This is a genomic window from Thermomonas sp. HDW16 (genome assembly GCF_011302915.1).
In the GTDB taxonomy this organism is placed as follows: Bacteria; Pseudomonadota; Gammaproteobacteria; order Xanthomonadales; family Xanthomonadaceae; genus Thermomonas.
In genome coordinates, this window is the sequence record NZ_CP049872.1 from 1,795,134 (window position 1) to 1,816,967 (window position 21,834).

A 21,834-nucleotide genomic window follows, 5' to 3' on the forward strand; every position below is an offset into this window, starting at 1 on the left:
GCATGACCGCCCTGATGCCACGCCCGACCCGCCCGCTGCGCCTGGCCGCATTGGCGGCCGCATTGTCGATCGCAGCCACTGCACACGCGCAAGACAGCGGGCTGGGTATCGACCTGCAATTCGGCAACGCCCTCGACACCAACGGCATGGGCAGCTTCGGCTGCGAGAAGGACGGCATGAGTTGGCTGCATGCCGGCTCGCGTCGCACGCCGACTGGCTTCCTGTCTCCATGCGCGGTCGATTGGCCCACGTTCAAGCCCACCAGCGGCGATGAGTGGAGCTACGAAGGCAGTGTTGGCCTAGGCTACATGTCGCTCAGCGGAGACGCCGCCGCCACCCAATGGCGGCGCTTCAACGACTTCGACAACGGCGTGCTGTTCGACGGACGCCTGCGCATGCAACGCACGGTGGACGGCAGCTATTTCGATTTCCGCGCCAGCCGCATCAATGAGCACAACCAGTTCTACCGTGCCGTGTTCGGCCGCGCCGGCAAGTACCGCGTGCAGGCGTTCATCCGCAGCACGCCGAACGTGACCAGCGGCAATGCGCGCTCGATCTGGGACGGCGTGGGCGGCCAGCACCTCACCTTGAAGGACGGCCTCACCCCGGCTGCCAGCACTCCTACGGAAGTTGCGGCGGTCTCCGCCGCGCAGCCGGAAAGCATCCTGCGTGTGGTGCGCGACAAGCAGGGACTGGGCATCACCTACTTCGTCAACCAGCGCTGGTCGGCATATTTCAATGCCAGCCACGAGAAGCGCGAAGGCGCGCGTCCGTTCGGCGGCCCGTTCTTCTTCAACTATCCCTTCCCGGCCAACGGCGGCATCTACGAGATCCCGCGCCCGATCGACGACAGCACCGTCAACATCAACGGTGGCGCACGTTTCGTTGGCAACCTGTGGCGGATGGACTTCAGCTACAGCGGTTCGTTCTTCCGCAATTCGTTCAACGGCTTCGATTACGAAGTGCCATTCGGCCTGTACCCGGTGGTACCGGGCACGACAACGCCGGCATTGACCAAGGGCGAGTTTTCCTACGAACCCGACAACACCTCCCACCAGCTGCGCGCCACGTTGACCCGCAAGCTGCCGTGGAACGGCCAGTTCACGGTGAATACCTCGCTGGGCACTACGCGCCAGGACGACAACCTGCTGGCGCCGATGAACTGCCAGGGGCAATTCGGCATCACGATGCCGGTACCCGGGTTCCTGTTCGATTGCGCCGACTGGAACACCACCGACGCGCTTTCGCGCACGACCGCCGATCTCAGGATCAATACCCAGCGCCTGGATGCGCGGGCCGTGTTCCAGCCCAGCAACGCGGTCACCGTGCGTGCGCAGGCAAAGTACTACCGCGAGGACTATGCCGGCACCTACTTCGCCTACAACCCGCTGACCGGACAATGGGGTTACATCGCCGAAAACGGCGCGCAAGGCAGCGTGGTGCCGGGCGAGGTCGGCATCTGGGATGGCGTCTCTGCGGTGACCCGTGTCCGCAACTTGCCGCTGGACAAGGAAACGCGCGAGATCTCGATGGGCGCGGACTGGCGGCCGGACAACCGCAACACGCTCGGTGCTTCGTTCACCCATACGGCGATCAAGCGCGCACATCGGGAAGTCGCCACCACCCGCGACAACAGCCTGGGGCTGACCTGGAACAACCGCGCGCTCGATTGGCTGACCCTGCGAGCCAACTACTTGTACCTGGATCGCAGTGGCAGCGATTACTACTACGACCCCTACGAGTTCACCTTCTCCACCGATCTTCCCGGCTTCGTCGAACCCGCCGCCGGCTTGTCGCCGCATACGGTCGCCGCACTGCGCAAGTACGACGTGGCCAGCCGCACCCAGCACAAGCTGGATCTGATGGCCACTTTCGTGCTGCCGCGCGAGATGACGGTGTATGCCTCGCTGCGCGCAGACCGCAACGATTACGACGCAGAAATCGGGCGGCAAAAGTACAACACCCTGGGCGCCAGCCTGCAGTGGGAATGGCAACCGAACACCTCGACCACCGCCAGCGCCTGGTATGGCTATGACCGTTCCGAACTCGGCTTCGCCAACGTCAACGACGCGGCGGGTTCCGACCCGGCACTCGGCGGTGTCACCTATCCCGAAGCGAACCGCTGGTGGATGAACGACAACCAGCGCAACAACTATGCCGGCGCCAACCTCAGGCAAGCGATCGGCCGCACCATGCTCGATGCGGCGTGGAACCTCACCGATTCGCGCGGCATCACCAGCTACCGTTTCAACAGCCCGGGCGCACTGGTCAGCCCCGCCCTCGCGGCGACGGCGAACGGCCGCTTCCCGTCGATGACCTATCGCACCAACACGCTCTCGCTGGGCCTGACCATTCCGGTCAACCAGCGCGTGCGGATGCGCGTGTTCGATACCTATGAACGCGGCCGCATCTCCGATTGGCACTACCTGGGCTTCGACGACACTCAGGTGTTCGACCATCGCGTCTACACCGACGGCGGCCCGGGCGATTACCGCGTCAACATGGTCGGCATGACCGTGGAGGTGGCGCTATGAAACGCCTTCGCTCCGGGGTGTTCACCGCCACGGCATTCGCACTTGCCGCGGGCGTGCTTGCGGGCGTGGCGCTGGCGCAGGATCCGACACCAGCAACCGCCGCCACCGATGCGCCAACCGATGCCAGCGCAGCACCCACTGCCGCCCCGGCATTCCGCGACCTGCGCCGCATCCGCCCGATCCAGGGCGATGCCGCCGCCGGCCTAGCCAAGTCCGAGCTCTGCGCCGCCTGCCACGGCGCCAACGGCGTGGCGATCGCGCCGATCTTTCCCAACCTGGCCGGCCAGCACGCGGACTACCTGTACTGGGAACTGATGGAATACCACAGCGGCGCGATGCCGGATTCGCCGATGGCGCCGCTTGCGGCAAGCCTGAGCGAAGCCGACATGCGCGATCTGGCGCTGTACTACGCCAGCCTTCCAACAGGCCGTATCCCCGCGGAAGAAGGTGCCGCACCACCGGATCCCGCGCTGATGGCGCGTGGGAAGCAACTGTTCACCGAAGGCGATCCTTCCAAGGGTATTCCTCCCTGCCAGGGCTGCCATGGTGCCGATGCCAAGGGCTTCCCGAACGCGAACCAACCCGATCGCGATGGCGATACGCCATGGGCGGTCTATCCGATGCTGCGTGGGCAGAACGCCGCTTACCTGCAGTCGCGTCTTGCAACCTTCCACGGGCAACAGCTGCACAGCTCCACCGCCGACCACGTGATGAACGGCGTCGGCCAACGCCTGGACGACAACGACATCGCCGCGGTTTCCACGTGGCTATCCGAGTTGGCGCCCTGATCCACCCTCCCCCTCCCTACCCCACGTCTGGAGTCACACCATGCAACATCGCCTTATCGCCATTGCAGTCCTGCTGATCGCTTCCGTCTTGCCGCTTGCGGGCAAAGCCGCCACCTGCTCGGTCGACCTGACCGGCAGCGATGCGATGAAATACAACATGACCAACATCGACGTCAGCAAGAGCTGCAAGACGTTCACCATCAACCTCAAACACATCGGCAAGATGGCCCGCAACGTGATGGGCCATAACGTCGTCATCGCCAAGACAGCCGACATGGCCGGCATCGACAAGGACGGCATGACCGCCGGCCTGGCCACGGACTACATCAAGGCCGGCGATGCACGGGCCATCGCCCATAGCAAGGTCGTCGGCGGCGGCGAGTCGACCTCGATCCAGGTCCCGGTCGCCAAGCTCGTTGCTGCCGGTGCGCCGCTGTCGTTCTTCTGCAGCTTCCCCGGTCATTCCACCCTGATGAAGGGCACCATCACCCTCAAGCCCTGAACGGGCGCGGCTTCGCTGCCGCGCGATTGGCGCGGCAGCCGCAAGTCTGGGAAAATGGCGCGGTAATTTAGGAACCTGGCCGCGGGCGCGCAATGTCGCGCCCCCTTCGACGCGAGCGATGAAACACCCCACATGAATCCGCTCGTCCGCTGGTTACACCAACTCGGCTCGCCCCCCTATTTCGACCGCTTCGCCACCCGCTGGGCGCCTTGGGCCTATTTGTCGGGCCTGATCGCGATGGCCGTGGGCCTGTACGGCGCATTGTTCGTGGTGCCGGCCGATTACCAGCAGGGCGACAGCTTCCGCATCCTCTACATCCACGTGCCTGCCGCGTGGATGAGCATGGCGATCTTCGGATTGATGGCACTGTACGCCGCCATCGCGCTGATCTGGCGAATCAAGTTGTGCGAAATCCTGGCGATGGCCTGTGCCCCCAGCGGCGCGGCATTCACCCTGATCACGTTGCTCACCGGTTCGATCTGGGGCAAGCCGATGTGGGGCACTTGGTGGGATTGGGATCCACGCCTCACCACCGAATTGATCCTGCTGTTCCTGTACCTGGGCGTGATGGGCCTGTACGCGGCCATCGATGACCGCCGCAATGCCGCGCGCGCCGCCGGCTTCCTGGCCATCGTCGGCGTGGCCCTGCTGCCGGTGATCCGCTGGTCAGTGGTGTGGTGGAACTCGTTGCACCAGGGCCAGACCATCAACCTGTTTGGCAAGTCGCACATGGATCCCAGCATGTTGTGGCCGCTGTGGTGGATGATCGTCGGCACCAAGCTGTGGTTCGTCGGTTCGTTGCTGAGCCGCGCGCGCGCCGACAACTTGCGCCGCGAAGCGGGCAAGGACTGGGTGGCGAAACTCGCCATGGGAGGCACCCGATGAGTTATCGCGACTACGTGATTGCCGCCTATGCGGTGTTCGCCATCATCCTGCTGTGGGATTACGTCGTGCCGAAGCTGCAAGTCCGCTCCGCGCTGCGGGCCGCGCACCTGCGCACAACGCGTGCAAGCGCGCGCAACACACCCACGGAGCTCGAACGATGAACCCCACCCGCAAGCGCCGGCTGTGGCTGGTGCTGGCCGTAGTGGCCGCCGCCGCGATCGCCACCACGCTGATCGCGATGGCATTGCAGCGCAACGTCGCCTATCTGTACACGCCCAGCGAGGTGCTGCGCGGTGAAGCCGGCCAGCATGCGCGCTTCCGCCTTGGCGGCATGGTCGAGAAAGGCTCGTTCAGGCGTGCGCCCGGTTCGCTGGAAGCGCATTTCCGGGTGACCGACGGCGATGCGCAACTGCCGGTGGTGTACAACAAGATCCTGCCGGATCTGTTCCGCGAGGATCAGGCCGTCGTCGCGACCGGCACGATGCGGGACGGCGTGTTCGTGGCCGAGGATGTCCTCGCCAAACACGACGAAACCTACATGCCCAAGGAAGTGGCGGACAAGATGGGCATGGCGCACAAGAAACACGATGTACAGACGCCGCCCGCGACCGGGGCCACGAATTGACCACGATCCGCGTTGCGTGCACCGCAGCCACTGTTGCCGGCATCCACCACTTCCATGCTCGCGGGGCGCGCTGAACGATGTTGCCTGAACTCGGCCAAATCACCCTGATCCTGGCGCTGCTGGTCAGCATTGTGCAGGCCGTGCTGCCGCTGGCCGGTGCGCAACGTGGCAAGGGCGCATGGATGGCCGTGGCAAGACCCGCCGCATACGCGCAGCTTGTGCTGGTGCTGGCTTCGTTCGTCGTCCTCACCATCGCGTTCGTCGTGCAGGACTTCTCGGTGCGCTACGTGGCCGAGAATTCCAACACCCTGCTGCCGATGATGTACCGCTATTCCGCCGTTTGGGGCGCGCACGAGGGCTCGCTGCTGTTGTGGGCGCTGGTGCTGGCGGTATGGACGGCGGCGGTCGCCGAGTTCTCCCGCCACCTGCCGGCACGGGTGGTCGCCCGCGTGCTGGGCGTGATGGGACTGGTCAGCGTCGGCTTCCTCGCCTTCCTGATCTTCACCTCCAATCCGTTCGCGCGGTTGCTGCCGATGCCGGTGGAAGGCCGCGACCTCAATCCGCTGCTGCAGGATCCGGGGCTGATCTTCCATCCGCCGATGCTGTACATCGGCTACGTCGGCTTCTCGGTGCCGTTCGCCTTCGCCATCGCCGCGTTGCTGGAAGGCCGCATCGACGCGCAATGGCTGCGCTGGACACGACCTTGGACCAATGTGGCCTGGGCCTTCCTGACCTTGGGCATCGCGTTGGGCAGTTGGTGGGCGTATTACGAGCTCGGCTGGGGCGGCTGGTGGTTCTGGGATCCGGTGGAAAACGCCAGCTTCATGCCATGGCTGGCCGGCACCGCGCTGCTGCATTCGCAGGCGGTGACCGAAAAACGTGGCAGCTTCGGCGGTTGGACGTTGCTGTTGGCCATCACCGCGTTCTCGCTATCGTTGCTGGGCACCTTCCTGGTGCGCTCCGGCGTGCTGACCAGCGTGCATGCGTTCGCCGCCGATCCGTCACGCGGCCTGTTCATCCTGATTTTCCTAGCGACTGTCATTGGTGGCTCGCTGCTGCTCTACGTGCTGCGCGCACCACGCATCGCAGGCAAGCCGTTCGCACCCAGCTCGCGCGAGACCTTGCTGCTGCTGAACAACCTGCTGCTGGCCGCCGCCTGCGGCATGGTGCTACTGGGCACGCTGTATCCGCTGCTGGCCGATGCGCTGGAACTGGGCAAGATTTCGGTGGGCCCACCCTACTTCGGCATGATGTTCGTGGTGCTGATGACGCCGATGATCCTGCTGCTGCCATTCGGCCCGCTGACCCGCTGGCAGAACGAGGAACCGCGCAAACCGCTGGCTTTGCTGCTGCCGTGGCTGGTACTGGCGTTGGCGCTAGGCGTGCTCGCCTATTTCATGGCATCGCAAGGGCCGCTGAAGACGGCGGCAGGCGTCGCTGCCAGTGCGTGGATCGTCTTCGGCACGTTGCGCTTCGCCTGGCAGCGCCTGCACGGCAACGGTCGAATGACGCCGGAGATGTTGGGCATGGTGCTGGCACACCTCGGTGTTGCAGTCTTCCTGGTCGGCGCCCTGCTGGTCGAAGCGCAAAGCAGCCAGCGCGAACTGGCGATGAAGCCGGGCGAGACCGTCGAGATCGGCGGCTACGGCTTCCGCTTCCAGGGCGTTGATGAAACCCGCGGCCCCAACTACACCTCCGACGTCGGCCATGTGCAGGTGTTGCGCGATGGCCAACTGCTGCTGCGCCTCGATCCGGAAAAAACGGGCCTACGTGGCCGGCGGCCAGGTGATGACCGAAGCCGGCATCCGCCCCAGCCTGTTCGGTGACCTGTACGTCGCATTGGGCGAGCCGCTGGGTGATGGTGCCTGGGCGGTGCGCGTGCATATCAAGCCGTTCGTGCGCTGGATCTGGCTGGGCGCGCTGCTGATGGCACTGGGCGGCTTCGTGACCGCCATCGACAAGCGTTTCCGCCGACAAAACGAGATGCGACCGGCATGAACGCACCCGCTCCCGCCCCAAGCTCGACCGGCGGTTCGCGCAAGTCCGCGGCCATCGTCATCGGCGTGTTTTTCATCGCCCTGATGGGCCTGCTGCTGTATGGCGTGCGCAAGTCCGGCGACGCAGACCGCGAAGCCCTGCCATCGCCATTGATCGGCAAACCGGCGCCAGCCTTCGACCTGCCGCTGCTGCACGAACCCGGCACCCGCATCAAGAACAAAGACCTGGCAGGCGCACCCTATGTGGTGAACGTCTGGGCCAGCTGGTGCCCGGAATGCCGGGTGGAACACCCGGTGCTGAGCAAGTTCGCGCTGACCAAGCGCGTGCGTTTCGTCGGCTACAACCTCAAGGACGGCCGCAGCGAAGCCCTGCGCTGGCTGGAACAATTCGGCAATCCGTACATGCTGGTGATTGCCGATGAAGACGGCCGCGCGGCGATCGACTGGGGCATCTATGGCGCACCGGAAACCTTCCTGGTCGATGCCAAGGGCATCGTGCGCTGGAAGCGCGTGGGCGCAGTGACTGACGAAGTGCTGCAGCAACAACTGATCCCGGCGCTGGAAAAACTGGAGGCTGGCCGATGACCCGCTGCTTCGCCATCGCCCGCACGCTATTGCTCGGCGTGCTGCTGGCGTTCACCGGCATCGCCATCGCCCAGACCAGCGACCCCACGCCGCTGCAGTTCAAGGACAGCACCGAAGAAACACGCTTCCACCAACTCACCTCCGAATTGCGCTGCGTGATGTGCCAGAACCAGTCGCTGGCCGATTCCAATGCACAGATCGCCCACGACCTGCGCCGCGAAGTGCTGGACCTGATGCGCGAGGGCAAGTCCGACCGCGAAGTGAAGCAATTCCTGGTGGATCGCTACGGCGAATTCGTGCTGTACAAGCCCGATGTCACACCGGGTACCTGGCTACTCTGGTTCGGCCCGTTGCTGCTGGTGCTGGCAGGCGGCGTGGTGGTGTGGCGCCTCCTGCGGCGCGGCAATGCCAGTCGTGGCAGCGTGGGCAACGACGACAACCAGGAGTGGTAATGACCGTCTTCATCGGCATCGCTACGGTGCTCACCCTGTTGGTGCTGGTCGGCGTGCTGTGGCCGCTGTGGCATTCCTCGCGCCGCCTGTTTCTGGCCCTTCTGACCACCATGGGCATCGGCACCGCGCTGCTCTACCAATGGGTGGGCACGCCGGCTGCCATCAACGTCGCGCCTCCTTCGCGGGAAGCGGCTGCGGCAAACGCGATGCCGGCCAACCTGGACGAGGCCGTAGGCCAGCTTGAAACCGAACTCAAGCAACACCCCGACCAACCAGAGGGCTGGCGCTTGCTGGGCCGTTCCTACATGAGCATGGGACGCTACCTGGACGCACGGCGCGCATTCGAAACCGCGTTGAACCTTCAAGCCGACGATCCCGACCTGTTGGTCGAAACCGTGCAGGCGCGGATGTACACCGACCCGCAGCGACGCATGGATGCAGATGCAGTGAAACTGCTGCAGCGTGCACTGCAACTGCAGCCGCAGCACCAGCGCGCACGCTGGTTCCTGGGCGTCTCGCAACGCCAGCAGGGCCAGGCGGCCGAGGCTGCGAAGACCTGGGAGCCGCTACTGGCACAAGTGGATGCCGCCACCGCCGCCAGCCTGCGCAAGGAAATCGACGCCGCCCGCATCGAAGCCGGCATGCCCGCCCTGCCTGCCGTCGCCGATGCCGCACCGGCCGTCGCCAGCGCCAACGCGCTGCAGGTCAAGGTGAGCCTGGACCCAGCCTTCGCTGCCAAGGTGCGGCTGGACGGCAATGCACAAGTGTTCGTGATCGCACGCCAGCCCGCCGGCCCGCCGATGCCGGTCGCGGTGGAAAAGCGCAGCGTCACCGAACTGCCATTCACCGCCACCCTGGACGATGCCGACAGCCCGATGCCCACGCTCAAGCTGTCGCAGATGCCCGAAGTCGAACTGGTCGCACGGCTGTCCAGCAGCGGCATCGCCAACAAGCAGGATGGCGATATCGAGTCCAAGCCAGTGCGGGTTGCGCTGCCCGCCAAGGGGCCGGTGGAATTGGTGATCGGCACGGAGTGATGCCGACATCGCGTCATGCGCCGTCGTTATCGGCGCATGCCCGTCCCTGCCGAAACAGGTCGCGCGCTGCCGCTACACTTTGCGCATGACCGAATTCATCCCGCCCGGCACCCGCTGGTTCGACCTGGCCTCGCCGTTTCCGATGAAGCGTGGCGGCGCGCTGCACGGCGCGCGCATCGCTTATGAAACCTGGGGCGAACTCGACGCCTCGCACAGCAATGCGATCCTGATCGTCACCGGCTTGTCGCCGGATGCGCATGCCGCCGCGAATGCGGGCGATCCGGAGCCGGGCTGGTGGGAATGGATGATCGGGCCGGGCAAACCGATCGATACCGACCGCTGGTTCGTGGCCTGCGTGAATTCGCTGGGCAGTTGCAAGGGCAGCACCGGTCCGGCATCGATCAATCCCGATACCGGTGCGCTGTATCGCCTGGATTTCCCTGAACTCTCGATTGAAGACGGCGCCGATGCAGCGGCTGCGGTCGTGCGCGGGCTCGGCATCCAGCGGCTGGCCTGCATGATCGGCAATTCGATGGGCGGCATGACCGCACTGGCGCTGCTGCAACGCCAACCCGGCATCGCCCGCAGCCACATCAATATTTCCGGCGCGGCGCGCGCGCTGCCGTTTTCCATCGCCATCCGTTCGCTGCAGCGCGAGGCGATCCGGTTGGATCCGAACTGGGACGATGGAAATTACAGCGACGAGCGCTATCCCGAATCCGGCATGCGCATGGCGCGCAAGTTGGGCGTGATCACTTATCGTTCCGCGCTGGAGTGGGACGGCCGCTTCGGCCGCGTGCGGCTGGATTCCGATCGCCGCGACGATGATGCCTTCGGCCTGGAATTCGAGGTCGAAAGTTACCTCGAAGGCCACGCGCGCCGCTTCGTACGCCATTTCGACCCGAACTGCTATCTCTATCTCAGCCGTTCGATGGACTGGTACGACCTCGGCGAGAGCTGCGGCGGCACCACCTTGCAGGGACTGGCCGCGCTCCGCATCGACAAGGCGCTGGCCATCGGCGTGCGCACCGACATCCTGTTCCCGCTGCAGCAGCAGGAAGAAATCGCCGAGGGCCTGCGCGCTGGCGGTTGCGACGCGGCCTTCCTGCCGCTGGAGTCGCCGCAGGGCCACGATGCCTTCCTGGTGGATGCCGAACGCTTCGGCCCGGCGGTGCGTGGTTTCCTCGACGAGCTATAGCCGTCCGCCAGCACATGCCCTGAAGGCATAAGCACATAACGTCAGGTTTGGTAAACTCAAACCATGGACGAATCCTGCTGCGAACCCGTCGACTTCCCCGGCCAAGCCAAGTTCATAGCTGCGGTCGATGCCGCCGTGACCAGCGGCGACAAGCACGCCGTCACCGCCGCCCTGCGCAATGCGCTGTGCGCGTTGATCCGCGACAACGAGGTGCAACTACCCTGCTGCGTGCAGGACGCCATCGTCGACCACTACGCCCGCCGCGAGCTCTACCGCAGCCCGCAGCATGGTTACAGCGTGGTGGCGATGACCTGGGGGCCGGGCCAGGGCACTCCGCTGCACGACCATTCCGGCCTTTGGTGCGTGGAAGGCGTGTGGCATGGCGAGCTGGAAATCACCCAGTACGAACTGCTCGAGACCAATGGCGACCGTTTCCGTTTCCGCGCCGCGGGCGGGATGATCGCCGGCCCCGGCAGCGCCGGCAGCCTGATCCCGCCGCACGAGTACCACACCATCCGCAACATCAGCGCGGACAAGATCGCGGTCTCCCTGCACATCTACCAGGCCGAGATGGCCTGCTGCGCCAAGTTCCAGCCGCTGGTGCCCGACCAGACGGGCGAATGGTTCGTGCGCGAAGCGGCCACATTGGCGACCGACAAGGCCGCATAACGCCCGCTCTCGGCTATACTTCGCATCCCGCGCCGGTGTGGCGGAATGGTAGACGCAGCGGATTCAAAATCCGCCGGCAGCGATGTCGTGAAGGTTCGAGTCCTTTCACCGGTACCAGGTCAACGAAAGCCACGCATCGCGTGGCTTTTTCGTATGCGCGTTTTGCCGTTGCGCAAAAGGGAAGACCCGATCTCGCGGGCCGCTAAGTGCCTGGAGGGGATCGGGTCTTCTGTGGCCGGAGCGATTTTCCGCAGCTTCTTGACGATACCGCGAAGTTTTTCTCCGGCAGGTGGAAATTACGCCGGCCTCCGTTAGGAAAAAGCTAAGCGCGACGCATTCATTCGACCGTTCGTCGGAACGTCCAGCACGACCCCGAATTCACGGTTTCGGCCAGGGCCACCAACCGCGTCCGGACAGTGCGTAACGATCCGCCGCGCGCTCGAAGCGATTGCGAACGCCGATGCCGCCGAACAGGAAATACAGCGGCAGGAAAAGCGGGCCCAGCAGCATGTATTGGTAGACGTGCGCGCGTTCGTGGTCGCCAAGGATGATGCGTGGTTCCTGGCGATGGCCGGCACGATGCGCATAGGTCACACAGGGCGAATCCAGCGTATCGCCGGTATGCAGGATCACATTGCCCAGGGTCAGCGCCCCACCCGGGCCCCATGGCACGCTGTGGAAAACGATGGCGAATTCGCGCGCACTCACGTGCGCATGCGCGCCCGCCGCCATGCTGAATGCCCCTGCGAGCAGTCCAAGCACGGTGTTCGGCAAAGTCCAGGCAACGCCTATCACCTGCACTGCGCGCAACAGCCAGCGTGGCATCGCTTGCGCGTTCAACGCGAACGCTTCGCCAGCCAGTTGTGGATCGTGTCCGGCACTTCCTTCTGCGCACGGCCGGACACGTAGATGCCGATGTGACCGCCCTTGAACGATAGCTCGGTGTAATCGTCCGTCCCCGCCAAATCCTTCAGCACGCGCGAGGCATCCGGCGGCACCAGGTGATCCTGCTCGGCGTAGATGTTCAGCATCGGCATCTCGACCATGCCCAGGTGGACTTCCTCATCGCCAATGCGCACGCCGCCATTGACGAAGCCGTTGCGCTGGAAGAACTGCGTATTGAATTCGCGGAAGGCTTCACCGGCCTGGTCGGGCGAATCGAATATCCACTTCTCCATGCGCAGGAAATCCTCCATCGCCTTCTTGTTGTCGAGGATGTCCACCATGCCCACGTACTTCTGCGCGAACAGCCGCCACGGCTTCAGCATCAGGTAGGTCAGGTTCATCATGTCCGCCGGGATGTTGCCCAGCGTGTCGACCAGCAGGTCGACGTCGATCTCGCGGTTCCAGTTGGACAGCATGTTGTCGGCGGTGTGGAAATCCACCGGCGTGACCATGGTGATCAGGTTGCGCACCTTGCCGGGGTTCAACGCGGCATAGCACAGCGAAAACACACCGCCCTGGCAGATGCCGAGCAGGTTCACCGATTCCTGCTGATGCGCCTTGCGCAGATGGTCGATGGCACCGCCGATGAAGCGCTGGATGTAGTCCTCGAGCGTCAGGAACTTGTCGCTGCGATCCGGATAGCCCCAGTCGATGATGTAGACGTCCTGGCCGCGTTCCAGCAGGCCTTTCACCAGCGAGCGGTCGGCCTGCAGGTCGACCATGTAGGGGCGGTTGACCAGCGCGTAGCTGACCAGCAACGGCACCTTTGATGTCGCCGGCTTTTCGCCTCGGAAGCGGTACAGCACGGTCTTGCCGTCGCGCCAGACTTCCTCGCGTTCGGTGACGCCGAAATGCACTTCGTCCATTCCACGCAGGGTGCCGATGCCGGCTTCCAGCTTGCGCTGAAATTTGGCGGCTTCTTCGGCCAGTGCCTCGGCGGTGATGTTGATTGGCCCGAATGCATCCATGTCAGCGCTTCCTCGCTACCGGCTTGCGCGCGGCAGACTTCTTCATCGCCTTCTTGGCGGCTTTCTTCGCGACGGGTTTTATTGCCTTCCTAGCCACGGGCTTCGCGGCTTTTTTCGCGGCGGGTTTCGCCACTTTCTTCGCGGCCTTTTTCACTGGTTTCGATGCCGACGCAGGTTTCGATGCCGGCTTTGGCGCAACCGCATCGCTCGTCTCGGCCCTGCGCTGAATGCGACGCAATTGACGTTCCAGTTCAGCGATCTTGCGGTGCGCACTGTCGAGTTCGGTGCGGCTTGGCATACCCAGCAGGTTCGCATTCTGTTCGACGATGGCCTGCACGCCTGCGCGCAACTGCATCTGCGCGTTGACCAGTTCGCCATATGCCTTGCGGTAGTCGGACGACAGGGCGACCTGCGCATACGCTTCTTCGGCAGCATCGACCCAAAGATCGAACAGCGCACGCACGCTGCCCAGCTGGCGGCCCGGCTCCTCGCGCTCGGCCAGCTTCGATTCGAAACGCGAATACGCATCCTGCGAAGTCTTCGCCATCAGTGCGTTGTAGTTGGCCAGCGCGTCCTGCCAGCGCAGTTGCGCCTGGGCTAGCGCCTGCAGCCGTTCCTGGTGTTCGCGAGCGAAACCAAACGCCGGCATCCCCAGCGTGCTCGCCGTTTCATTGCGCAGGTTCTGCAGCCACGGCGCGGCGGCTTCGTTCCATTGTTCGAGGCCTTCCAAACCGGGGCCACGCATGCCTTGGAACAGTCCCTGGAACGGATTGCCGCCCAGCAGTTGCTGCCACGCCTTGGTCACGTCCTGCGCGCTGTGCTCGCGGCCGCTGAACTGCGCGGCCAGCTGCTGCATCTGCGCGAACCAGTCGCCGCTCTGGCGGTTGAAATGCCCGAGTACATTGTCGAAGCCGCCCTGCCCGCCGCCCGCCGCCTGCGTCCATGCGCCCAGTGCATCGCGAAACCCCTGCATGCCGGCATCGGCACCCTGCTGCGGCATCGCGCCGCGCATGGCATCGCCCCATGCGCCCCAGTACTGGCGCGCCAGTGCTTCAAAATCGTTTGAACCCTGAGCCATATGACCTCCGCTGTTACCCGCATGCTAGCAATGCGGGTGTTGCGTCGCCATTGCAAGAGGCTCAGGGTTTCGGAATCCGCAGGGTCTTGCTGATCATCAGCGAGCCGGACAGCGCGAACACCAAGACCAGCGGATGCAGCTGCCACGGGCCGAGTTGCAGCACACCGAACGGCAACGCGGCACCAATCCAATCATTCCACGCCAGCCACGCCAGCAGACCGACGATGACTACGCTGGTCGGGATCGGCGTGCCTTCGAAATACTTCACTTTGTCGCCGCCGTCCGCCAGCGTTTCGGCAGTGACGTTGTAGCGCGCCAGCCGGCTCACGCCGCAGCCAACGAAGTAACTCAGCACGACCCAGTCCCAACCGCCTTGCAGGCCACAGGCGTAGCCCAGTGCCGCCGGCGCCACGCCGAAGCTGATGATGTCGGCCAGCGAATCCAGTTCGCGGCCCAGGGTCGATGACACCTTGCGCCAGCGGGCGATGCGGCCGTCCAGCGCGTCGAAGACGAAGGCCAGCGGGATCATCGCCATGCCGATGTACAGGTAGCGCAGATCGCCGTCCTGCAGGTAACGCATCGCCGCGAAGATCGCGCTGGTGCCGCAGAAGGCGTTGGCCAGGGTGAACCAGTCGGCGAGATGGAAATCCCGCAACATCGAAAAATGGCGTTGTTTCATGACGGCTCCCCGCTGGAGTCGACAGACTGCCAAAGCCGGCGTGAAGCCGGCAAGAGGCAGGTCAGCGTGGCATCGCCAGGTTGTCGGTGGCCAGTGGCTTGCCGGCACGCGGAACGGTGGCGATCACCGCATCGGCCGGCAACGCACTCTTGCCATCGAGATGCGCATCGACGCGATCCAATGCTGCATACACATACGGCAGCAGCGGCAGGTACACCGCGCCGTATTGCGGGAAGCCGAGGAAGGCATCGAAGTGCTGCGCGTTGCGCACCTGCCAGTAGCGCACGTCGCGGCCCGCGGCCTGCGCCATCGCCACGTACGGCGCGCTGCTGAATGCTTGCGGCACCAGGCCATCATCGGTGCCGTGGATGACCACCACCGACAGGCCTTTGCGCGGCAAGCCTGCACGGGTTTCTTCGATGCCCTTGCGCACGCGCTGCGCATCCGCGCCATCACCCGTCCACAACGCGCGCAGGCATTGCAGGCCTGTAAGGCCAAGATCGGTCGATGGTTGCGGATCGGCGATGCCAACGCCCGCGCCCGGTGGAATACCACTGCCATCGGCGATCCACGCCGCGCGTTCGGCGGTGGTGGCCGCGCGCGTGCTGAAATCCGGATTCATTGCCGAGTAGCGATAGCCGCAGGGATGCGCATCGTGCGAATAGCGCCCGTAGGCACTGGCATAGCCCACGCCGATCGCGCGCCACAGGTCGAAGGCGACGCTGATCGAACCGGCACGCAGGGCCGCATCCGTCCAGCCGGCGGCATGCAGTTTGTCCAATGCATCCTGCTGCCGTGCCTTGAGATCGTTGCCGGACAGCACTCCTTTGCCGGCCAGTACGGCGCATTTCGCCTCGCTGCCCGGCATCGCCGGGATGCCCAGCGCCGGCAACGCGCAGGGCATGAGCAGCGCGGCTTCGGTGGTGTAGTCGTACAGGGTGCGTGCGCCGTGGCCTTCGGCCAGCACGTTCGGTTCGGCGGCGACCACGGCATCCAGCCAGTCGTCGCCATCTTCCGCCGCGCGCAGCACAGCGCCGCCGCCATTGGAAATGCCGACCGCGATCACCCGCGTGTTGGCGAAGGTGAACGGCGCCTGCTGCGGCAATTGTTCGTTGAGCGTGGCCAGCGCGAACTGCGCAGCCTGCTTCACGTGGCGGCCCCAGTCGGCTTCCGGGTTGTCCTGCGAATGCGCGTGCTTGTAGGCCACGCCACTGCCGGCGACGGGCGATGGCTTGAATGCGAGTGCGGCATCCGTTGCTGCCACCGTGCCGTCAGCGGCGATGCCCTGCCCGGCATCCAGGTCGAAATAATCGGTGCCTGCGCCCTTGTCGGTATAGGCCACCGCGCAGCCCTTCGGCAGGCCCCAGGCGCCGGCCACGGCGATCGCGCCGTAGATCCCACGCGAGCCGGAGGAAGCGGTCACCACGATGCAGCGCTTGCCGGCATCGAACGCATCCGGCAGCTGCAGCAACACGCGATGCGGCTGCGACGCACCCGGCAATTGCGCGAATGCGCTGAACTCGCGGCCCGCCACGCTGGCGACGCTGCCGTACAACTCGGCATAGCCACCACCCGGCGCGAGATCGGCGATGCCGCGCCAATTGCTCCACAGGGCGCGACGGCGCAGTTCCGCGGGCGTCGGGTGTTCGGCATCGGCGAATGCGGGCGGCACCATCGCGCGCAAACCGGCCAGGCCAAGGCCTGCGGTCAGCAGGTCGTCTGTGCCCCGATGGTCGCTGGCGCGTTGCTGGCTGAACATGGGGGATGTTCCTTTGGCTGCGGGCAGGCCCGCACAGGCGGTCAACAGGGCAAAGCTTGCTGCGATCGTGGCGGCGCGGGCGCAATGACGGAGTCTGTTCATGCCCCGACCATACGACGTCATCGCCCGCGCCGCATCGTACCTTCGTACCAGTGCGTGCCCTGACATCGCCGCGCCCGGCCTGCTAGCGTATGCAGTCACTGATGCGACGCAACACGGATCACTCATGAGCGACAACTTCCTGCAAGGCCGCACCGCGCTGGTGACCGGCAGCACTTCCGGCATCGGCCTCGCCATCGCCTCCGCATTGGCGGCCGCAGGCGCCAAGGTGGCGATCAATGGGCTGGGCACGCCAGAGCAGATCGCGGCGGCGATCGCCGAGGTGGACATCGCTGGCAGCGGCAACAGCAGCGACACTCGCCATTTCGGTGCCGACCTGCGCGACCCGGACGCCATCGAGGCGATGATGATCGAACTGGCGGCGTGGTCGGAAGGCGGCATCGATATCCTGGTCAACAACGCCGGCATCCAGCATGCAGTGCCGCTGCACGAGATGCCGGTGCAAAAGTGGAACGACATCATCGCGATCAACCTGTCGTCCGCCTTCCACACCATGCGTGCGGCGATGCCGGCGATGGCGGCGCGCGGCTACGGCCGTGTGGTGAATGTCGCCTCGGTGCACGGGCTGGTGGCGTCCAAGGACAAGGCACCGTACGTGGCCAGCAAGTTCGGCATCGTCGGCCTGAGCAAAGTCGCCGCGCTCGAATACGCGGCGCAGGGTTCGCGCGATTCCGGTGGCATCACCGTCAACTGCATCTGCCCGGGCTGGGTGGAAACGCCATTGATCGAGCCGCAGATCGAAGCGCGCATGAATGGCGGTTCCCGCGATGACGGCGTGCGTGCATTGCTGGCCGAGAAACAGCCCAGCCTGCGCATGACCCTGCCCGCCGAAATCGCTGCACTGGCGGTGTTCCTGTGCCGGCGCGAAGCGCACAACATCACCGGCGCGGCGATGCCGGTGGATGGTGGTTGGACTGCGCAGTAGACGATCCGATGCCTTCGCTGCTCATCGCCGACGATCACCCGCTGTTCCGCGCCGCGCTGCGGCAGGCGGCACGCGATGCGCTGGGCGATGTGGAATTGTTCGAAGCAGGCAGCCTTGAAACCGTGCTGGCAACGCTGGATGCGCAACCGCAGGTCGATCTCGTGCTGCTCGACCTGCACATGCCCGGCAACCATGGGCTTGCCGGTTTAGCGGCGGTGCGTGCGCAGCATCCGGGCGTGGCGGTGATCGTGGTCTCCGCCAACGATGATCCCCGTGTGATCCGGCGCGCGCTCGACCATGGCGCTGCCGGTTACTTGCCGAAAAGCGCCGGTCTCGACGACCTGCGCGACGCGATCCGCAGCGTGCTGGCCTGCGACACCTGGTTGCCGCCTGCCTTGCGCGCATCAGTCACCCGCGCGCAGAGCTCACCGAACGATGCAGCGCTGGCCGCGCGCCTGGCCAGCCTGTCTCCACAGCAGTTCCGGGTGCTTGCACTGGTTGCCGAAGGTCTGCTCAACAAGCAGATCGCCGATCGCCTCGACGTGCAAGAACGCACGGTGAAGGCGCACTTGACTGCGATCTTCGAACGTTTGGGAGTGCGCAACCGCACGCAGGCGGGCGTTGTGTTGCGGGAACTGGAGCTTTCGGATCCAGCGCGACAGATGGAGGCTTAACCCGCAGCTCGCGCCGCCAGCATGCGGTCCAGCACCGATTTCAACGCAAGCGGCCGCAACGGCTTCATCAACAGAGGCAGTCCTGCCTCCTGTGCGGCAACACGCACGGCGCCGGTCTGGTCGGCACTGAGGATCATGCACGGCACCTGGCCGAAACGCCCTGCAAGGCGTGCATGCAAGGCGACGCCATCGTCGCCGGCATCGAGGTGGTAGTCGAATATCCACAGTGCGCAAGCCGATACTTCGAGCACAGCCGCCGCGGCGTCGCCATCACCTACAGCAAACACTTCGCAACCCCAACCACGCAACACGCCGGCAAGTGCATCCAGCGACTGCGTTTCGTTGTCGACAATCAGCACGCGCAGGCCGGCCACCCCACGTTGCGATGACGACAGCGGCTGGGCCGCACTGACGCGTGCCACCTCGATGGCGAACATGCTGCCGCGTCCCGGTTGGCTGCGTAGCTGGATGGCGGAACCGAGCAGGTTCGCAATGCGCTTGGCGATGGCAAGCCCCAGGCCGAGTCCCTGCCCGGGCGCATCGTCGCCACGGCGGAACTCTTCGAAGATCGCCTCGCGTTGACCGTCGTCGATACCGGGGCCGGTGTCGTGCACTTCGATGCGCAAGGTATCGCCATGCCGGCGCGCGCCCAGCAACACGCTGCCGGATTCTGTGTAGCGCAACGCATTCGCCAGGAAATTCTGCAGCACCCGCCGCAGCAGCTGTGGATCGCTGCGCACCCATGCACGGGTCGGCACGAAACGCAGGCGCAGCCCGCGCTCGGCGGCAATCACGCCGAATTGTGCGACCAGCGGCTCCAGCACGTCGCCCAGCGGGAATGCGCGCGGCTCCGGCACCAACCCGCCTGCTTCCAGCCGCGACATGTCCAGCAACGTCGTCAACAGGTCTGTCGTGGAATCCAGTGCACCTCCGATTTGCATCGCAAGCTCGCGCTGCTCGCCTTCGCCACGCTGCTGCAGAGTGGCGGCGAACAGGTGCGCGGCATGCAGCGGCTGCAGCAGGTCATGGCCGATGGCGGCAAGGAAGCGGCTTTTCGCATCGTTGGCGTGTTCGGCTTCACGCTTGGCGGATTCCAATAACGCGGTGCGTTCTTCGACGCGCTGCTCCAGCGTTTCGTTGATGCGCTTCAGCCCGGTTTCCGCTTCGCGGAATGCGGTGACATCGGTGAAGGTGGCGACGAAGCCGCCACCGGGCATCGGGTTGCCGCGGATTTCGATGATGCTGCCGTCCGGGAACACGCGCTCGGACAGGTGCGAGGTGCCGGTGCGCATGTGTTCGAGACGACGGTGCAGCGCGTCGTCCTGGCGGTCGATCCCGGCCACTTCGCGCAAGGCCCATGCCGAAGCCTCGGCGATGGGCAGGCCCACCCGCAGCATGCCCGGTGGGAAACCGAACAGCTCCGCGTAGCGGCGGTTCCACGCAACCAGCCGCAGTTCGGCATCGACCACGCTGATGCCCTGCGACATGTTCTCCAGCGCCGCTTCCAGCAGCCGCTGGTTGAAGCGGAGGTCCTGGCTGGCCTCATCGACGATCGCCGCCACGGTTTCCAGATCCGCACCACGCCGGTCGGCATCCACGGTGTCGCGCCGCGCGGCATCCAGCAACAGGCGCGCGGATGCACTGCCGAGGATCGCCGCCAATTCGTGTTCCAGCCGCGATTCGATTGCCGCAGGCACCGGCCCGTTCGCCGGCGCGTTGCGCAACAGCTCATCCACGCGTTGCTGCGGCAGGAAGCGCCGCCCCGCGCTGCGCAGGGTCTGCAGGTCGGAGCCACGCGCCTCGCGGCGGCGCGGCGCGCTGTGGATTCCCGCAACCAACAGCGTGACCACGCTGCCGACGAACAGGCTCACGCCCACTGCGCGCCCCAACCGGCTCCATCCGGTGAGGCCAAACAAGGCCTCCGGCGCCAACCAATGCTGGCCGAACGGACCGGCGTGCAACCACGCGGGATCGGTGCCCGTGGTTGCCGCGATCATCGGCACCAGCATCACCCACGACCACGCGGCGAAGCCGGCCAGCACGCCCAGCGTGGCCGCGCTGGCCGGCGTCTGCGGGCGCCACACGGCGAATGCGAGTGCGGGCGCCAGGGTTGCCAGTGCGGAAAACGACACCGCCCCGACATCGGCCAAGGCTTCATTGCCGCTGACCAATCGACTGTAGGCCCAGCCCAGCAGCATGATCGCGACGATGCCCACGCGGCGCAGCAGCAGCAGGTCACCGCGGTGGTCGCCGCGCTCGTCGCCACTGACGCTGCGCGCCCACGCGCCACGCAGCAGGCCCGGCGCGAACCAGTGGTTGCCGATCATCAGGCTCAATGCCAGGGTACCGACAATGACCATGCCGGTGGCCGCACTCAGCCCGCCGAGGAAGACCAGCAAGGCGATGCCCTGGTTGTTCTGCGCCAGCGGCAGCGCGAGCGCATACATGTCCGAGGGCACGCGATCGCCGAACATCGCCATGCCCGCGCGCGCCAGCGGCAACGCCGGCAATGCGATCAGCAACAGGTACAGTGGGAACTGCCAGCGCGCGGTGCGCACGTCGGCCTCGTCGCGGCACTCGACCACGCCGACGTGGAACTGGTGCGGCATCAGGAACATCGCCAACGCGCCCAGGATCACCAGTGGCACGAAGCCACCCGAGGGCTGCGCGGGCAACGTGCGCATCGCCGCCTCGGGCAGTTCCTGCAGGCCGAACCAGACGAAGCCGCCCAGTGCCAGCATGGCCAGCAGCTTGAACATCGATTCGAACGCGATCGCCAGCACCAGTCCGCGGTTGTGTTCGGCGGCGCTGGCGCGGCGGGTACCGAACACGATCGCGAACAAGGCCATTGCCAGCGCGACATACAGCGCACCATCGCGCCAGACCGGCGGTGCGCCATCGGTGGCGACATCCGGCCCCGCCGTCAGGGTCGAGAAACTCATGGTGATCGCCTGCAACTGCAGCGCGATATACGGGATCAGGCCCAGCACGGTCACCAGGGTCACCGTGGCGGCCAACCATGCGTCCTTGCCCAGCCGGGTGGCGATCAGGTCGGCCAGCGAGGTCGCATTGCTTTCGCGCGCCAGCCGCACCAGCCGGATCATGAAGAACACGGCGAGCGCGTAGAACAGGATCGCGCCGATGAAGGTCGGCGGCAGCGGCCAGCCGTAACGCGCCGCCTGGGTCACCGTGCCGTAGAAGGTCCACGAGGTGCAATGCACCGCCAACGACAGCGCGTAGATGTGCCGCCAGTGTTTGGCGAACACGCCCGGATGGCGTTCTGCGTACAGGCCGGTGCCGAACAACAAGCCGAGCCACAGCAACGCAGCGGCAACGACCGCGGCGACGCTCAACATCGCGTCACCTTCAAACACGTGGGCAACTGTTGTTGTTCATCAGGCTGCATGCGCGGCG

19 protein-coding genes, 1 tRNA gene and 1 pseudogene are annotated in these 21,834 nt (G+C 65.4%); 15 read left to right on the forward strand and 6 right to left on the reverse strand.

The annotated features are described in order from the left end of the window. Positions 1-2 precede the first annotated feature (2 nt). From G7079_RS08365 to G7079_RS08425, 13 genes and pseudogenes are all read left to right on the forward strand, one after another. A complete protein-coding gene (locus G7079_RS08365) occupies positions 3-2,534 on the forward strand; it encodes an MtrB/PioB family outer membrane beta-barrel protein (protein WP_166056870.1) in 2,532 nt (843 codons plus the stop codon). After that, entirely contained in the window at positions 2,531-3,322 is a 792-nt protein-coding gene (locus G7079_RS08370; RefSeq protein ID WP_166056871.1) for a c-type cytochrome, read from the forward strand. Before G7079_RS08365 ends, G7079_RS08370 begins: the two co-directional genes overlap by 4 nt. A gap of 40 nt (positions 3,323-3,362) precedes the next feature. Further along, the gene (gene azu, locus G7079_RS08375) at positions 3,363-3,824 is read left to right on the forward strand and encodes an azurin (protein WP_166056872.1); all 462 of its coding nucleotides are present in this window, start codon (positions 3,363-3,365) and stop codon (positions 3,822-3,824) included. Between the two features lie 132 nt (positions 3,825-3,956). Next, positions 3,957-4,709 carry a heme ABC transporter permease gene (locus G7079_RS08380; RefSeq protein ID WP_166056874.1) on the forward strand — a complete coding sequence of 251 codons (753 nt, stop codon included), beginning with the start codon at positions 3,957-3,959 and terminating at the stop codon, positions 4,707-4,709. Then, positions 4,706-4,870, forward strand: a complete 165-nt coding sequence (locus tag G7079_RS08385; protein WP_166056875.1) for a heme exporter protein CcmD — start codon at positions 4,706-4,708, stop codon at positions 4,868-4,870. Before G7079_RS08380 ends, G7079_RS08385 begins: the two co-directional genes overlap by 4 nt. Continuing rightward, complete coding sequence (gene ccmE / locus G7079_RS08390) at positions 4,867-5,334, forward strand: cytochrome c maturation protein CcmE (protein WP_166056876.1); 468 nt, start codon at positions 4,867-4,869, stop codon at positions 5,332-5,334. Before G7079_RS08385 ends, ccmE begins: the two co-directional genes overlap by 4 nt. A gap of 77 nt (positions 5,335-5,411) precedes the next feature. Then, a pseudogene (locus tag G7079_RS08395) lies at positions 5,412-7,332 on the forward strand (heme lyase CcmF/NrfE family subunit). Then, positions 7,329-7,916, forward strand: a complete 588-nt coding sequence (locus tag G7079_RS08400; protein WP_166056877.1) for a DsbE family thiol:disulfide interchange protein — start codon at positions 7,329-7,331, stop codon at positions 7,914-7,916. Before G7079_RS08395 ends, G7079_RS08400 begins: the two are co-directional and overlap by 4 nt. Then, positions 7,913-8,368, forward strand: coding sequence for a cytochrome c-type biogenesis protein (locus tag G7079_RS08405; RefSeq protein WP_166056878.1), 456 nt, complete (start codon positions 7,913-7,915; stop codon positions 8,366-8,368). The genes G7079_RS08400 and G7079_RS08405 overlap by 4 nt, the downstream gene beginning before the upstream one ends. Beyond that, entirely contained in the window at positions 8,368-9,405 is a 1,038-nt protein-coding gene (locus G7079_RS08410) for a tetratricopeptide repeat protein (RefSeq protein ID WP_166056879.1), read from the forward strand. The genes G7079_RS08405 and G7079_RS08410 overlap by 1 nt, the downstream gene beginning before the upstream one ends. Before the next feature lie 85 nt (positions 9,406-9,490). After that, the gene (locus G7079_RS08415; RefSeq protein ID WP_166056880.1) at positions 9,491-10,603 is read left to right on the forward strand and encodes a homoserine O-acetyltransferase; all 1,113 of its coding nucleotides are present in this window, start codon (positions 9,491-9,493) and stop codon (positions 10,601-10,603) included. Between the two features lie 63 nt (positions 10,604-10,666). Further along, positions 10,667-11,272 carry a cysteine dioxygenase family protein gene (locus G7079_RS08420; RefSeq protein ID WP_166056881.1) on the forward strand — a complete coding sequence of 202 codons (606 nt, stop codon included), beginning with the start codon at positions 10,667-10,669 and terminating at the stop codon, positions 11,270-11,272. Between the two features lie 31 nt (positions 11,273-11,303). Then, positions 11,304-11,389, forward strand: a tRNA-Leu gene (locus tag G7079_RS08425). Between the two features lie 261 nt (positions 11,390-11,650). Here G7079_RS08425 and G7079_RS08430 read toward each other — a convergent pair. From G7079_RS08430 to G7079_RS08450, 5 genes are all read right to left on the reverse strand, one after another. After that, positions 11,651-12,097: a hypothetical protein gene (locus G7079_RS08430; protein WP_166057888.1), complete on the reverse strand. Its 447-nt coding sequence runs from the start codon at positions 12,095-12,097 to the stop codon at positions 11,651-11,653. Between the two features lie 11 nt (positions 12,098-12,108). Beyond that, positions 12,109-13,185, reverse strand: a complete 1,077-nt coding sequence (gene phaC, locus G7079_RS08435; protein ID WP_166056882.1) for a class III poly(R)-hydroxyalkanoic acid synthase subunit PhaC — start codon at positions 13,183-13,185, stop codon at positions 12,109-12,111. A 1-nt stretch (position 13,186) separates the two neighbouring features. After that, the gene (gene phaE, locus G7079_RS08440) at positions 13,187-14,263 is read right to left on the reverse strand and encodes a class III poly(R)-hydroxyalkanoic acid synthase subunit PhaE (protein WP_166056883.1); all 1,077 of its coding nucleotides are present in this window, start codon (positions 14,261-14,263) and stop codon (positions 13,187-13,189) included. A gap of 61 nt (positions 14,264-14,324) precedes the next feature. Beyond that, the gene (locus G7079_RS08445; RefSeq protein ID WP_240906150.1) at positions 14,325-14,942 is read right to left on the reverse strand and encodes a phosphatidylcholine/phosphatidylserine synthase; all 618 of its coding nucleotides are present in this window, start codon (positions 14,940-14,942) and stop codon (positions 14,325-14,327) included. A gap of 61 nt (positions 14,943-15,003) precedes the next feature. Next, positions 15,004-16,701: a 3-hydroxybutyrate oligomer hydrolase family protein gene (locus tag G7079_RS08450; RefSeq protein ID WP_166056884.1), complete on the reverse strand. Its 1,698-nt coding sequence runs from the start codon at positions 16,699-16,701 to the stop codon at positions 15,004-15,006. A gap of 226 nt (positions 16,702-16,927) precedes the next feature. Between G7079_RS08450 and G7079_RS08455 the strand changes: the two genes are divergently transcribed. Together G7079_RS08455 and G7079_RS08460 are read left to right on the forward strand one after the other, a co-directional pair. After that, positions 16,928-17,746, forward strand: coding sequence for a 3-hydroxybutyrate dehydrogenase (locus G7079_RS08455; RefSeq protein WP_166056885.1), 819 nt, complete (start codon positions 16,928-16,930; stop codon positions 17,744-17,746). 8 nt (positions 17,747-17,754) lie between these two features. Continuing rightward, positions 17,755-18,420: a response regulator transcription factor gene (locus G7079_RS08460; RefSeq protein ID WP_166056886.1), complete on the forward strand. Its 666-nt coding sequence runs from the start codon at positions 17,755-17,757 to the stop codon at positions 18,418-18,420. Here the strand turns inward: G7079_RS08460 and G7079_RS08465 are convergent. Further along, positions 18,417-21,776 carry a PAS-domain containing protein gene (locus G7079_RS08465; protein WP_166056887.1) on the reverse strand — a complete coding sequence of 1,120 codons (3,360 nt, stop codon included), beginning with the start codon at positions 21,774-21,776 and terminating at the stop codon, positions 18,417-18,419. The two genes, G7079_RS08460 and G7079_RS08465, sit on opposite strands and share 4 nt — an antisense overlap. Between the last annotated feature and the right edge of the window lie 58 nt (positions 21,777-21,834).